15 protein-coding genes are annotated in these 14,021 nt (G+C 41.4%); 9 read left to right on the forward strand and 6 right to left on the reverse strand.

The features are described 5' to 3' along the window. The first annotated feature begins 7 nt into the window (after nt 1-7). The 3 genes from ACWATR_RS25820 to ACWATR_RS25830 all read left to right on the forward strand — a co-directional run bounded on the left by ACWATR_RS25820 (nt 8) and on the right by ACWATR_RS25830 (nt 3,032). Nucleotides 8-742, forward strand: coding sequence for a redoxin family protein (locus tag ACWATR_RS25820; RefSeq protein ID WP_069071209.1), 735 nt, complete (start codon nt 8-10; stop codon nt 740-742). 244 nt (nt 743-986) lie between these two features. Continuing rightward, the gene (locus tag ACWATR_RS25825; protein WP_460338650.1) at nt 987-2,228 is read left to right on the forward strand and encodes a hypothetical protein; all 1,242 of its coding nucleotides are present in this window, start codon (nt 987-989) and stop codon (nt 2,226-2,228) included. Between the two features lie 36 nt (nt 2,229-2,264). Continuing rightward, nucleotides 2,265-3,032 carry a phosphatase PAP2 family protein gene (locus tag ACWATR_RS25830; RefSeq protein WP_460338652.1) on the forward strand — a complete coding sequence of 256 codons (768 nt, stop codon included), beginning with the start codon at nt 2,265-2,267 and terminating at the stop codon, nt 3,030-3,032. A gap of 28 nt (nt 3,033-3,060) precedes the next feature. Here ACWATR_RS25830 and ACWATR_RS25835 read toward each other — a convergent pair whose 3' ends face one another. Next, entirely contained in the window at nt 3,061-3,165 is a 105-nt protein-coding gene (locus ACWATR_RS25835; protein WP_460340680.1) for an IS1096 element passenger TnpR family protein, read from the reverse strand. A 456-nt stretch (nt 3,166-3,621) separates the two neighbouring features. Between ACWATR_RS25835 and ACWATR_RS25840 the strand changes: the two genes are divergently transcribed. Continuing rightward, the gene (locus ACWATR_RS25840; RefSeq protein ID WP_460338654.1) at nt 3,622-3,993 is read left to right on the forward strand and encodes a hypothetical protein; all 372 of its coding nucleotides are present in this window, start codon (nt 3,622-3,624) and stop codon (nt 3,991-3,993) included. A 77-nt stretch (nt 3,994-4,070) separates the two neighbouring features. On the opposite strand, the gene nblS is transcribed toward ACWATR_RS25840, so the two are convergent. Both nblS and purD read right to left on the reverse strand, forming a co-directional pair. Continuing rightward, nucleotides 4,071-6,017 (reverse strand): two-component system sensor histidine kinase NblS, encoded by a 1,947-nt coding sequence (gene nblS / locus ACWATR_RS25845; protein ID WP_460338656.1) that lies wholly within the window; start codon nt 6,015-6,017, stop codon nt 4,071-4,073. A 153-nt stretch (nt 6,018-6,170) separates the two neighbouring features. Beyond that, nucleotides 6,171-7,448 carry a phosphoribosylamine--glycine ligase gene (purD, locus tag ACWATR_RS25850; protein ID WP_460338658.1) on the reverse strand — a complete coding sequence of 426 codons (1,278 nt, stop codon included), beginning with the start codon at nt 7,446-7,448 and terminating at the stop codon, nt 6,171-6,173. Nucleotides 7,449-7,877: 429 nt separating this feature from the next. On the opposite strand from purD, the gene ACWATR_RS25855 reads away from it, so the two are divergent. From ACWATR_RS25855 to ACWATR_RS25870, 4 genes are all read left to right on the forward strand, one after another. Next, nucleotides 7,878-8,831 (forward strand): NAD-dependent epimerase/dehydratase family protein, encoded by a 954-nt coding sequence (locus tag ACWATR_RS25855; protein ID WP_460338660.1) that lies wholly within the window; start codon nt 7,878-7,880, stop codon nt 8,829-8,831. 218 nt (nt 8,832-9,049) lie between these two features. Next, nucleotides 9,050-9,655: a vWA domain-containing protein gene (locus tag ACWATR_RS25860; protein ID WP_069071218.1), complete on the forward strand. Its 606-nt coding sequence runs from the start codon at nt 9,050-9,052 to the stop codon at nt 9,653-9,655. A gap of 56 nt (nt 9,656-9,711) precedes the next feature. Further along, nucleotides 9,712-10,317, forward strand: coding sequence for a vWA domain-containing protein (locus ACWATR_RS25865; RefSeq protein ID WP_069071219.1), 606 nt, complete (start codon nt 9,712-9,714; stop codon nt 10,315-10,317). 167 nt (nt 10,318-10,484) lie between these two features. Continuing rightward, a complete protein-coding gene (locus ACWATR_RS25870) occupies nt 10,485-10,880 on the forward strand; it encodes a salt stress protein, Slr1339 family (RefSeq protein ID WP_069071220.1) in 396 nt (131 codons plus the stop codon). 81 nt (nt 10,881-10,961) lie between these two features. On the opposite strand, the gene ACWATR_RS25875 is transcribed toward ACWATR_RS25870, so the two are convergent. The 3 genes from ACWATR_RS25875 to ACWATR_RS25885 form a co-directional block, all read right to left on the reverse strand. After that, nucleotides 10,962-11,303: a winged helix-turn-helix transcriptional regulator gene (locus ACWATR_RS25875; RefSeq protein WP_460338663.1), complete on the reverse strand. Its 342-nt coding sequence runs from the start codon at nt 11,301-11,303 to the stop codon at nt 10,962-10,964. A 103-nt stretch (nt 11,304-11,406) separates the two neighbouring features. Continuing rightward, nucleotides 11,407-12,690, reverse strand: coding sequence for a sensor histidine kinase (locus ACWATR_RS25880; RefSeq protein WP_460338665.1), 1,284 nt, complete (start codon nt 12,688-12,690; stop codon nt 11,407-11,409). Between the two features lie 130 nt (nt 12,691-12,820). After that, nucleotides 12,821-13,495, reverse strand: coding sequence for a response regulator transcription factor (locus ACWATR_RS25885; protein ID WP_181930049.1), 675 nt, complete (start codon nt 13,493-13,495; stop codon nt 12,821-12,823). Between the two features lie 99 nt (nt 13,496-13,594). On the opposite strand from ACWATR_RS25885, the gene ACWATR_RS25890 reads away from it, so the two are divergent. Continuing rightward, a complete protein-coding gene (locus tag ACWATR_RS25890; RefSeq protein ID WP_069071224.1) occupies nt 13,595-13,987 on the forward strand; it encodes a hypothetical protein in 393 nt (130 codons plus the stop codon). Nucleotides 13,988-14,021 lie beyond the last annotated feature (34 nt).

Raw genomic sequence — 14,021 nt, forward strand, 5'->3', positions numbered from 1 at the left:
CAAAATTATGTTCCCCAATCGCCGAGGACAAAGAGTTCCCAATGTCACTTTTCATACTCGTCTGGACAACCAGTGGGTAGATGTGACAACCGATGAATTGTTTGCTGATAAGACAGTGGTTGTCTTCTCTTTACCAGGTGCTTATACTCCGACTTGTTCATCAACTCATCTCCCTGGCTATAACGAGTTGGCTGGGGTTTTCAAAGAAAATGGTGTCGATGACATTATCTGTATTTCTGTCAATGATGCTTTTGTGATGAACGAGTGGGCAAAGGATCAAGAAGCAGAAAATATCACACTAATCCCTGATGGTAATGGTGAATTTACTGAAGGCATGGGTATGCTGGTAGATAAATCAGACTTGGGGTTTGGGAAGCGATCGTGGCGCTACTCGATGCTGGTGAAAGATGGTGTAATTAACCAAATGTTTATTGAGCCAGATGAGCCAGGAGATCCCTTTAAGGTGTCCGATGCTGAAACAATGCTCAGATATCTCAACCCCCAAGCAGTGAAGCCGGAAATAGTTTCCCTGTTTGCCAAAGTGGGTTGTCCTTTCTGTGCTCGTGCTAAGGCAATGCTCAAAGAACATGGCATGAACTACGAAGAAATTACCTTGGGTAAAGATATCACCACACGGTCTTTACGAGCAGTTACAGGTGCGACAACAGTTCCTCAAGTATTTATCGATGGTAAATTAATTGGTGGTTCTGAAGCACTAGAAGCCTACTTTGCTGCTAAATAGGTTTCAGTGGGCGCACACATCTGTCACCTATATCAACTTCAGATGAAGTCATGGTATTTTGACCGCAGCCTGATTTGTAAGAATTGAAATAAAATCCCCGACTTTTCAAAGAAGTTGGGGATTTTATTTCTCAAAAGTCAGTAATTAATAAATCTTCAGATGAATAGATGTATTTTTGCCTAGCTATTCACTACCGATCATATAAAATTAATTCGGATTACACTTCAATTTATTCAAAAAAAATATGTTTGCTAGAATTCGCCGTCTTTTGAGTCAGTTTTTTAGTAAATCAAGGAAAATCAACAACGAACCACTGAATAAGGTGAGTTTGATAGTCGTTATTATAATTGATATTTTTATCTTAATTAATGTTTTTACCGGACTCGATGATATTAGCAGATGGCATATCAGCCCAACCGAGGCTTATCCATGTTATTCAGAGTGGCAAAATTACCGAGCAAAAACCACTCAAGATAAAGACTATGAAATTATTAAACTTTCATTGCCATATACTACAAACAATCAACTGAGTTTTCAGCGAAACTATCAACAAGCTGAAGCAGGTCACCTGGGTAAGGTTTCTACAACGTGCTTGCAATATGCAGACTACAAAGATAAAATTAACAATCCTGAAAAGCAGCAAATCATTAGAACTATTGATCAGAGACAAGCTAAAATCAATACCCTTGAACAAGCCAATAGCACTATTAAATCCCAATATGACTCAACGCTTTTAGAAAAAATTGCAGGTCAGGGTCGTGAACAATCAATTAATCAAGTCAGTGCTGAAAAAGCTAAACAGAGATTAGAACAAAATAATCGCCAAATTTCTACTCTTAAACAAGAAATTTATACTCTTAAAAATGAACTGCTTGCCAAACCGGAAAGTATTAGTTTTATAGCTTTTCTTAAAAATGACAATCAATTCCGAGAAGTTGACAAAGGCTATCAGCAAGCGTCATTTTGGTATCCAAGTATCCAGCTTGCTTTTCAGTCTCTCTTCCTTCTACCGCTGATTATCATTGCCTTATCAGTTCACAAATTTGCTCAAAGAAGAGGATATGGACTCATCTCGCTAATTAGCTGGCATTTGCTAGTTATATTTTTTATCCCACTAATCGTTAAAATATTGGAGTTTCTTCAAATAGGTGTAATATTTAAATTTCTCTTTGAGATTATTAGCGCCCTTTTTGGTGGTTTGCTTTTCCTGATAAATTATGTTTATATCTTGCTGATTCCAATTATTGGTTTTGGAATTATCCAGTTTTTTCAAAAAGTTGTCTTTAATACTAAAGTTCAGGCAGCTAATAGAGTCCAAAAATCACGCTGTGTCAATTGTGCCAAGAAAATTCAACATCTTGATACCTACTGTCCGCACTGTGGTTATTATCAGTATATTGAATGCCAAAACTGTCATAATCTTACTTATAAACATTTGTCATACTGTAAACATTGTGGAACTTCTCAAGATTTAAGTAATTTGTAATCAGTGAAGTCGTTGTTCAGTCTTTTTAACTTAGATATGGAAAAAGAGAAAATAGCGAATAAAGAGAGTCAGTCGCCGCTTTCTTTTCTGAAAAACTTATTGATTGCTCATTGGCGATCGCTCTTACTCCTCTTAATCGGAGTATATTTACCTTTGCAGGTCTTTGAAATACTGACAGCGAAGATATGGGAGAATGAAGCAGGCTTTCCGTGGGATGTGCCTATTTTGTTAGCGGTTCATTCTACAGCCAACCCACAGCTTGATTTTTTAGCCGTGACGCTAGCTATAATTGGATTGCCTTGGACAGCGATACCGATTTTAGGTGCGATCGCAATAATACTACTACGTCAAAAACGCTGGCGATCGCTAGCTTATTTACTCACCGCCTCATTGGGAAGTGTGATCATCAACCGCACAGCAAAGGAATTAATGCATCGAGTGCGTCCACAATTGTGGCATTCCATTGCACCTGAGTCTAGTTTTTCATTTCCCAGTGCTCATGCCATGACAAGTATAACTTTGGTAGCAATTTTGCTATTCTTCACTTGGGCTAGTTCCTGGCGCTTGCTGGTTCTCCTATTGGGTAGCTTATACATCATAGCTATTGCGTGGTGTCGTATCTATCTGGGCGTTCATTTTCCCAGTGACATTCTCGCAGGTTGGATGGTTGCATTAGGTTGGACAATAGGCGTCAGTCTAATTATCAAACCGTATAGAACTCAAGCCAAATCCCTTGATAGCGATCGCCTTAAAGATGAAATTACCTTACTCCCTGAAGAGAGAAAGTTGATAAATGAGGATTAATATTACAGGATGTTTGACAAGTGGTTGGCTATAATTTTAGGCAGTTGTTGATTCCCACCAAGATTATGAAACGATGTAAGTGGGAATCTGTCCATCTGATTGCTATCTGGATGATGTAGTGCAAATCGACGATTGTGCTGTCGCTGCGGATTTTGACTCTACCCCAAATCATGGTGCTGATGCCCAAGATAAGATCATATAAGTACGTTTTTCAATAGGTTTTGAGATTCACTAACCTTGCAACCCACTCCATAATTCGTCAATTAGCATAAAGATTAACTTAGCTGCGGTAGCAAATATTGCACTATGAGTTTGCTTTCAACTTCGCTTTCGTTACGGCATAGCTCAGGATTAAAAGGCAATATTTTTCTACCTCTAAATAATTATTGGACTTAGGATAAAACCTCATATTTGCTAGATTATGGCATACACTTAATTATTATGAGTGATATAAATAACTTATAATAATATAAATAATCATCATAAAATTAGTACTTTTGCTGATACAGTAACCACTTCTGAGAGTGATTTTCCCATTACCTTTGTAAATGGCTAGAATCAAAGTGTTTACCTATTTGCGCTAAAGGTTTTGGCTACTGTATCTTGTCCCCACTGCCATCAACTCGTTGATAATCAAGCTATTAGTTGTCCCTATTGTCGGACAACACTCAAAGCTTACGGTCATCCCGGTATTCCATTGCACCGCGCCACTGGGGACGGGTATCTGTGCGACACCTGCACCTATCACGCTGATGATACTTGCAATTTTCCCCAGCGTCCCTACGCCAAAGACTGTACTCTCTATCAAAATATTGAAGAGACAAAGTTAGAGTTGGAACAGCAGCGTTACACTAACAGTTTTGCAATAACTGTGAAAAGTTGGGTAAAACGCAATCAGGCTTTGCTGTTGCTATTAGGTTTATTATTGGTCTGTTTATTGTTCGTTATATTAAAGTCTTGATTTGGGTTTTCTGGGGAATAGGGAATAGGGAATAGGGAAAAGCAATGCCCCATGCCCAATGCCCCATGCCCAATCTTTCAAGCTGTGGTGATTTTGGATGCTTCCGCAATCGCTTCAACTTGTATCGGTGGTGCTTTTTCTTCAAATGCGGCTAAGTCGAACCAAAAAGTTGTGCCTATACCAACTTCACTCACCAGATGGACTTTACTACGATGTCTGTCGATGATATTTCTGACAATCGATAAACCTAAACCTGTGCCTTCTAGGGTGTGAACTCGGTTTTCTACGCGGAAGAAGCGTTCAAAAATTGAGTGTTGATCTTCTGTGGCAATGCCAATTCCAGTATCGGAAATTTCAATCCGCACTGGACAAGATTGGGTGTGATTGGGTATGAAATCCAGTTGGTAGGCGCGGATTGCTACTTTCCCACCGGCTTTTGTGAATTTAAGGGCATTACCAATCAGGTTGCCAAACACTTGTACTAACAGATCATAATTACCCATTACCAGTGGCAAATTAGGAGCAACTTCTTGAAGGAGTTCAACACCTTTATCTTTAGCATTGAGTTGGTAAGTACGCAGTGTTTGCTCGATCGCTTGGGCTAAATCCACGCCATCGAAGCTGTAGTTACGACCAGATTCTAGTTTTGACAAATCCAAAACATCGTTAACTAGGCGGGTTAAACGATCGGTTTCATGGTTCACAGTTTGGAGAAACTCTTGCCGTTCTTCTAAACCTAAGTCTTCGCCGTAGTCGTGCAGGGTTTCAATATAGGTTTTGATGTTGAATAGAGGCGTTCGCAGTTCGTGGGAAACGTTGCTGATAAATTGGCTTTTTGCATCATTTAATTCCACCTCACGGGTTATATCTTGGACAGTGATTGCAATACCTTTGATGCTTTCCCTTTGCAGATTGAGTACTGTAGTCAAGAGAATGCGGATCGTCCGTGGGGTGGGTTGGTTAATAAAAATTCGGAATTCGGCGCTTTCACATTCGCCTGCTGCCATTTCGTACAAGGGACGGGTGATTTCCATTTGTACTGATGGGGGCAAGTGATGTAAAACATTGTGCCCTACCACATCAGCGGCTTCCCAGCCAAAAATTCGCTGCGCTGTGGGGTTGACTAAAATCACCTGCATGTTGTTATCAATCAACACGGCACCATCTGCGATCGTCGAAACTAGGGTTTCTAGCTTGGCTTTTTCTGCGGTCAGTTCCTCAATATTCTGTTCTTCATAGCGCTCTAATCGCTCTGCCATCTCATTAAAGCTTAAAATTAACTCCCCCAGTTCGCCCCCTAAAGGTAAATCAATACGCTGCTTGAAATTCCCGGTAGCAATTTGCTTCACCCCCACTAGCAGTTCTTTAATGGGTTTGGTGATGGTCAAGGCGTTAATCACTCCTGCCAAAATCACCATTACCCAAATCGTGATAAAAACGGCAATGGTGACATCGCGGGTAAAATTGGTGGAGATAACAGCGGTCTGATTGGGATTGATCCCGATCGCTAATACACCTAAGTATTTTTGATTGACGATCAGGGGAATAAATACATCGGTAACTGCTCCATCTGGAGTCATGTGTTGCCGCACCATCGGCTTTTCCCCATCACCAGGGTAATCTTCAGGCAGTTGTATTCGCCGTTTAATGGTGAGGGAATTTTCTACCTCGGCATCCCAAAAAGGAATGCCAAAAAAGATTTCCCCGGTTTCATCGGCGTAGAGCATATAACGCACACTAGAGGTGCTGCTATAAAAACGTTGGGAAAATTGGGCAACCTCAGTGAGATTATTGTCAGCGACTAGGGGCGCAACGTTGGCAGCAAGCAACAGCCCCAAATCACGACCGAAGCGGGTGTCATTCATCCGCGCATCCTGCTGAATTGTATTTACAGCCCAGAAGGTCAGACCACTCATCACCAATGAAACCACCAACGTGGCAACAGCCAGCAGTTTGGTCTGGAGTGTGAACTCTGACCACCAACTAGCGATCGCATGTCGAATTGTTTTTAACAGAGTTAGCATCTTAAATAAAGTTGTTAGTAGTCTTTGTTATAAAGCCCAACAACTAAAAAATTAACAGTTAATTTGACAAATATGTTAGGGAAATGGGGCATTGGGCATGGGGCATTGGGCATGGGGAATAACTCCTAATTCCCAATTCCTAACTCCTAACTCCTAACTCCTAACTCTATGACCGATATCTCGCCGATAAAATATCCCATCAAACTGAATATATTTGATACCAGCGTAGGCTTGGGCGATCGCTTGCTCAAAATTTTCTCCAATTCCAGTCACATTTAATACTCGACCCCCATCTGTCACTACTTCTTGTTGCTGATTCAACTTCGTACCTGCATGAAATACAGTTGCTCCTGTTGCCTCTGCCTCACCAATGCCAGTAATGATCTGGCCTTTCTCATATTCTCCTGGATAACCACCTGAAGCTGCAACGACAGTGGCAGATGCTCCCCCTTTCCAAGCAATGGGCGGCAATTCACTTAATCGTTGTTGTACACAGGCTAGAATCAACTCTTCTAGGGGTGTTTCTAACAGTGGCAAAATTACCTGGGTTTCGGGATCGCCAAAGCGACAGTTAAATTCCAAAACCTTCAAGTCGCCATCGGGTGCAATCATTAATCCAGCATACAGTACGCCTCGGTAATCAATGCCTTTAGCTCGTAAGGTGGCGATCGCTCTTTCTAAGACTTCTGTTTGAATGCGTGCCATCAACTCTGGGGTAGCAATGGGTGCTGGGCTGTATGCTCCCATCCCACCAGTATTTTCCCCCGTATCGCCATCACCAATCCGCTTGTGGTCTTGAGCTGGCAGCAAGGGTCTAATTGTTAACCCATCAGTCAACGCTAAAACTGAAACCTCTTGCCCAATCAAACATTCTTCAATGACGACAAACTCACCAGCACTGCCAAATTGTCCCTGAAAAATCGCATCAACGGCACTTTCTGCTTGTGCAAGTGTTTCAGCCACCGTTACACCCTTACCAGCTGCCAAGCCATCAGCTTTGACAACAATTGGCGCTCCCTGAGATTTGATGTAAGATTTTGCTGCTGCTGCCTCCGTAAATACCGCTGCCCGTGCCGTCGGAATCCCTGCTTCTTGCATCAAGGCTTTTGCCCAAGCTTTACTCGCTTCAATTTGCGCTCCCGCTCTGACTGGCCCAAATACCATCAATCCTTTGTCTTGGAGGTAATCTGTAATTCCCTTAGATAGGGGGACTTCTGGCCCAACTATAACCAGAGTTATGCCATGTTCTAAAGCATATCGGCTCATGCCCTCAAAATCATCTACTGCTAAGGGCAAGTTCTGGCAACGTTCCATACTTGCCGTGCCCCCATTCCCTGGTACACAGATAACTTGCTCAATTTGCTTAGATTGCAACAGTTTCCATGCTAGAGCGTGTTCGCGCCCCCCATTACCGACAACTAAAACTTTCACAGATTTCCTCGTGCGTTCCTTGCGAAACGAGAATACCTTAGCGGTTCTCGCGGATCAATTTTTTCATCAATTCTTACACTTGTGCAAGCCCTTTATAATTAAGTATATAGGCATAAACTCATATAGTTATTCTAAATTCTGACCGGAGCTTTCGGAGTCTCCGGCTCCGCTCCTTAATTCTGACTTCTGAATTCTTCTTCAATTTGAAAATTATCAATTCACTAATGAATGAATTGATAATTTTTATTGTTACCTATTGCTCAACAGACTTAATAATGTATTTTGAATGCAAGTATATTAGTTTGATTATCTGTTATGTTGATAGACCGATAGTAATAGATTAAAAAATTTTCAATTAATAGCAAAATATTGATTATAATTATTAACTTGTCAATATAGAGATAAATCGGGATATAAAAAATAGGCGACATGGCTAAAATTATCGTTACTGGAGCAGCAGGCTTTATTGGTTCTCATCTTGTAGAAACATTGCTACAACAAGGAGAAGAAGTGATTGGGGTTGATGAATTCAATGATTATTACGATCCTATATTAAAGCGTAACAATGTTGCACACTTACATCGTTCACCTGGCTTTACATTAATTGAAAGAGATATTCAGTTTTTAGATTGGCAGAAACTCCTAAAAGATGTTGATGTAGTTTACCATCAAGCGGCACAAGCAGGTGTCAGAGCAAGTTGGGGTAAAGCTTTTCGAGATTATACAGAAAGGAATGTTAATGCTACACAAGTTTTGCTAGAAGCAGCTAAGGATGCTAAACACCTAAAAAGATTAGTGTTTGCCTCTTCGTCGAGTGTATATGGTGATGCGGAAACATTACCCACTCACGAAGGGATTTCTCCTCAACCAGTTTCTCCTTACGGTATTACTAAGCTAGCAGCAGAGTTTTTGTGTGAACTATATCACAAAAACTTTGGCGTGCCTTGTGTGACATTGCGCTATTTCACTGTTTATGGCCCCAAACAGCGTCCAGATATGGCATTTCATAAGTTCTTTAAATCCATTTTGCAAGATGAGGCAATTCCTATTTACGGCGATGGACAACAAACGCGGGAATTTACTTTTGTTAGTGATATCATCGCTGCCAATTTAGCTGCCGCTGCTGCACCCCAAGCAGTAGGAGAAATCTTTAATATTGGTGGTGGTAGCAGAGTGGTTTTAGCAGAAGTCTTGGATACGATTGAAGAAATTGTCGGGAAAGCAATCAAAAGAAACTACATAGAAAAGGCAATGGGAGACGCCCGTCACACCGCTGCTGATATATCTAAAGCAGAGAAAATTCTGGGATATGAGCCGCAAGTCTCCCTGAGAGAGGGTTTGGCAGAGGAATTGGAGTGGATTAAATCTTTGTATTTACTCTAGTAATTTGGATGGCTGATTGAGAAAATGTTCGTCTGGGAAAGAAGAAATTGCTTCGTAATCGGCATCATTGCAATTAATAACACCCACGTAATTAACCCCGATTTGTTGATTTGAGTAGCAAATGAGTAGCGGTATTAATACGAAACCTTAAAATGCTTGCTGTATCGTTAAAATCGTGGACTAGACTAGAATTACAGGGTAACAATTAGAGGAAGATTATGATGAGCGATCGCGACTATACCTTAATCATTGACAAAAGCGGTAGTATGTCTACACCCGACCAAGTGGGTGGTAGAAGTAGATGGGAGATAGCCCAAGAGTCTACTCTCGCTTTGGCAAGAAAGGCCGAACAGTTTGACCCCGATGGCATCACCGTTTATGTTTTTTCTGGTAGATTTAAACGCTACGATGATGTCACCTCAGCCAAAGTTGCACAGATATTTCTCGAAAATGACCCTGCTGGGACGACAAACTTAGCAGGTGTACTTCAAGATGCGCTCAATAACTACTTTCAACGCAAAGCAGCTGGTAAAACCAAGCCAAATGGAGAGACAATTTTAGTCATCACCGATGGTGAACCAGACGATCGCAAAGCTGTGTTTGAAGTCATCATTCATGCAACTCGCCAGATGGAACGTGATGAAGAATTAGGAATTTCGATCATTCAAGTAGGTTCAGATGCCCAAGCAACTAAGTTTCTGAAAGCTTTGGATGATCAATTGCAAGGTGTCGGCGCTAAATTTGATATTTGCGATACCGTCACTTTAGACGACTTAGAAGAAATGAGTCTTGTCGATGTATTGACGAATGCCATAACTGACTAATGTGTTGATCACCCATAGTCCAGTAACTCTTTAACTATTAACTGGAGAATTTAATCATGCTAGAAAATCGTGACTATACCTTGATTATCGACAAAAGCGGCAGCATGGCAACCCAAGATCAAAAGGGTGGTAGAAGTAGATGGTTTGCAGCACAGGAATCTACTTTAGCTTTAGCTAGCAAATGTGAGCAATTTGACCCCGATGGCATAACTATTTACGTATTTTCTGGTAAATTTAAGCGGTACGAAAATGTCACATCCAGCATAGTAGGGCAAATTTTCCGAGAAAATGACCCTTCTGGTACAACTGATTTAGCCGGTGTGTTAAAACACGCAACTGATGATTACTTACAACGCAAAGCAGCCGGTCAAACAAAGCCAAATGGTGAAACAATTTTAGTGGTTACTGATGGTGAACCGGACGATCGCAAAGCAGTTATGAGGGTAATTATTGAAGCTTCTCGCCGCATAGATAGAGATGAAGAATTAGCCATTTCCTTTATTCAAGTCGGCACAGATCCACAAGCTACCCGCTTTCTCAAAGTCTTAGACGATGAACTCCAAAGTGCTGGTGCTAAGTTTGATATCTGTGACACAATTACTATGGAAGACATGGAAGATTTGAGTCTATCGGAAGTGCTACTCAATGCCATTAATGACTAGTACAGTTCGGCGTAAATAATCCACGCTTTTTAATATCTAAAACCCTACGTAGTGGTAATTAAGTTAGCGTAGCGGGGCGTAACCCATTACGAATTACGAATTACGAATTACGAATTACGAATTACACAAAGCGGTATTAGCTATACCATTTATTAGGAATTGCAAACATGGATTCCATTGATAAGCTATTAGCTGAACTTCAAACTGAATACAAAGAAGTTCAACCACAACAGCAGCAGTCAAAATCAGCTACAGCAAAATCCTTTATTCCAGCATCGCCAAAGTCAGCATCTTTTATAGATAACCTTTTGGCAGAAGTTAAGGCTGATTTTGCCGAAGAGGATGCTGCTATTGAGTTAAAAAGACAGCAAGAATTAGAACAGGAACAAATTCGACAAGAACAACTCAAAGCCAAACAATTAGAGGCTTTGAAAGTGGAAGCGAAAAAATGGTTAGCAAAAGTAGATCCACTCTCATCTGAAGGGCTTTGGTTTGAAAGATTTGCTGAAAGTTACTCCTCAAAATTAGAGGCCGCAATTGAGTATTTACGCAACAACGAATAAATTCAAAATTCCAGATCGCACAGATAATTTGCTTACTCGAATTGAAAATTAGTAAATATTATTTATTCTGTGTAATCAATATTAATGGTGATTTGTTCGAGCTAAATTTTGAATAGCCCATTCATGCATAGCATAGAGAATTGGTTCCAAAGTTTCTCCTAAAGGCGTTAACGAATATTCTACCTTTGGTGGAATTTGGGGATAAACTTCTCGATGAATAATGCCGTCTTCTTCCATTTCTCTGAGTTGTTGGGTTAGCATCTTTTGGGTAACTCCAGGTAAAGCCCGTTGCAACTCACCAAACCTTTTGACGCCAGTCATTAATTCTCTAATAATCAAAACTTTCCAGCGTCCGCCAATCACCTTTAGGGTAGTTTCTACTTCACAAGTCAGCCTGAGATGGTTTTCTACTTCAGCTTTCATAGTTTTTTTGTAGCAAATATATTAATTGTAAGTGCCTTGAGGGGAGTTGAAAAAGAGGCAAGGAAGTCGGGGTTCTGGGTGATTTGGGTCAAATTATTTTGAATTATTTTTGTCCAAGTTTTAGGGGAAGACTAATTTGAAAGGTAGAGCCTTGACCTAGAATACTATTTACAGTAATTTGCCCTCCGTATCGTTGCACAATTTGTTGAGCGATCGCAAGTCCAAGTCCAAAGCCGCCTGTTTGCCGAGATCGGACAGTATCTACACGATAAAAACGATCAAATATATGTGGCAAATCACTGGATGGAATGCCAATGCCGTTGTCTTTGACCTGAATTACCGCAGAGTGAGACTGGGTAAAAAGATATAATTGCACCTTACCGTTTGCTGGTGTGTACTTGAAGGCATTAGTCAGTAAATTAATTACAGCTTGTTTGAGCAAATTAGCATCAGCTTTTAACATGAGGGGATGCTCTGGAAGGTGAGCATCGAAATTGAGATTTTGAGCAGGAGCTTGGGTAGCAAAATCCTGAGCAAGCGATCGCAATATTTCACACAAGTCAACAGGTTTTAATCCGGTTTCTGCAAGGGAGCCATTATGACGCGACAGGAAAAGCAGATCATTGATCAGCGTACTCATGGACTTAGCAGTTTGGACGATATTTTGCAAACGCAATCTTTGCTCCACGGGGTCTTCGGGGGGCATCAGGGCAACTTGGGCATTGCTCAATACCGTAGCAACGGGTGCGCGTAATTCATGAGAAGCATCGGCTGTAAATTGCTGCAATTGCTGATAAGCACGGAGGCTTGGTCGCATTGCTAATCCACCTAAAAACCAGCCTGTAATGCCTATTACACCAAAGGTCACGGGAACCCCAAAAGTTAAAAACAAGCGGGCTTGATTTAGTCCAACGCGTAGAGAGTTCATGGGAACTGCCGTTTGGAAATAGCCAATCAGCACCTTACCTTCCAAAACAGGAAGTGTAACTTGGCGAACCCAGGTTTTTGTAGTAGGTAACTCTGAGCTTATTGGTGCTTCTAAAGTTTGAAATCCAGGTTCTGCGGTCAACTGTTTGCCACCCGATGAACCAACAAACTGCAAAAGTTGTTTATTAGAGTTATACCACCGCGCATACATTAGCCCGCCATTCAACGATACACCGCTTTCTACAGGAGTCTGGCCGCGCTGATTTTTCCATTGACTTTGATAAAGCGAGTATTGGGTTTTGGCAGCAAAGGTTTTACTTTGCGAAAAGAGTTCGTCATCAAAAACCCGCAACTGTTCTTCGACACTCAGACAATAGCCCACCCCTGCAAAAGCGAACAAAATTCCACCCATTGACAGGGCAAACCAGTGAGCGAGATTACGACGGCTATGATCAAACATTAGTCATTTGTCATTAGTCATTTGTCATTAGTCATTTGTCATTAGTCATTTGTCATTTGTCATTGGTCATTTGTCATTAGTTTTTCCTTCTCTGCTCCCCTGCTCCTCTGCCCCCCTGCCCCCTGACGGCTTAGAAAGGCGGATTTATTCGATAGCCCATTCGATGCACTGTTTCTATCCAATCTTTGACACCAATGGTTTGTAGGCGCTGGCGCAAGCGGCGAACTAAGGTAGTAACCGCGTTACTTTCTGGTTCCTCTCCGTAGCTCCAAAGGGCTTGCTCAATCTGGTTATGAGATAATACTTGGCGGGGATGACGCATTAAATATTCCATCAATTGAAACTCCCGGCTAGAAAGTTGAGTTGTCAATGAACCAAGTTCGAGCGTCAAACTGGATAAATGAAGTTGCAAATCGCCCAAGCTAAGTATATCTCCTTGCCACATAGGCGATCGCCTTCCTAGTGCCCGGACTCGTGCCAATAACTCTAGAACATCTATAGGCTTTACTAAGTAATCATCGGCTCCAGCATCTAAACCCATTACTTTATCTAAAACTGTGTCTTTCGCCGTCAGCATCAATACAGGAGTCAGCTTACCTGCTCGTCGATATACTTGACACAATTCTACGCCACTGACTTTAGGCAACATCCAATCTAGAATCAGTAAGTCATAGTCTTTGCGAAAGGCAAACCATTGTGCTGTTTCCCCATCTGCGATCGCATCAACTGTATGCCCCACCTTCAATAAGGCTGCCCGCAGCGGCTCTAACTGCGATGTGTCATCTTCGACTAGTAAGATCAACATCCTATTTGCTCAGGTTGCCGTAATTTTTCCTTGCTAATTTTAGATTAAGGTAAAAGGATGACGCAAAAGTGACGGGAAACACTCAACCTGATACCTTCCATGCAGCAACTTCAATTTTTTCAAGCGTTGCGATCGTTAGGCTTTGTGTTTTGGTTGTCCTTGCCGTTGATTGGATTAGTTTTTTGGCTAGGGAGCAGCTTTGTAGGAGATCGAATTTTAAGTCGCTCCAATATCACCAAAAAATATCTGCTAGCAGACACCCAATCGGCACGACAGATTATGAAAAGGATAGTAGCGATCAAAGTCGAAGTTTTCCCTGAAAAAGGAATTTCACGGGTGAACGTTAAAACTAACAACTCAGTTCTCACAAGGATAGTATTTGAATTTCCAATCACAGATATAAGCCAACTTGAAACCGCTCTTAGTCAAGAGTTAGGCTTACCGCGCGATCGCGTTAAAGAACTAATAGTTGAATCCAATGCATTATTGTAGAGACGGCGATTTATCGCGTCTTTATGAGAATTTA

The sequence above is a fragment of the Nostoc sp. UIC 10890 genome (genome assembly GCF_054786515.1).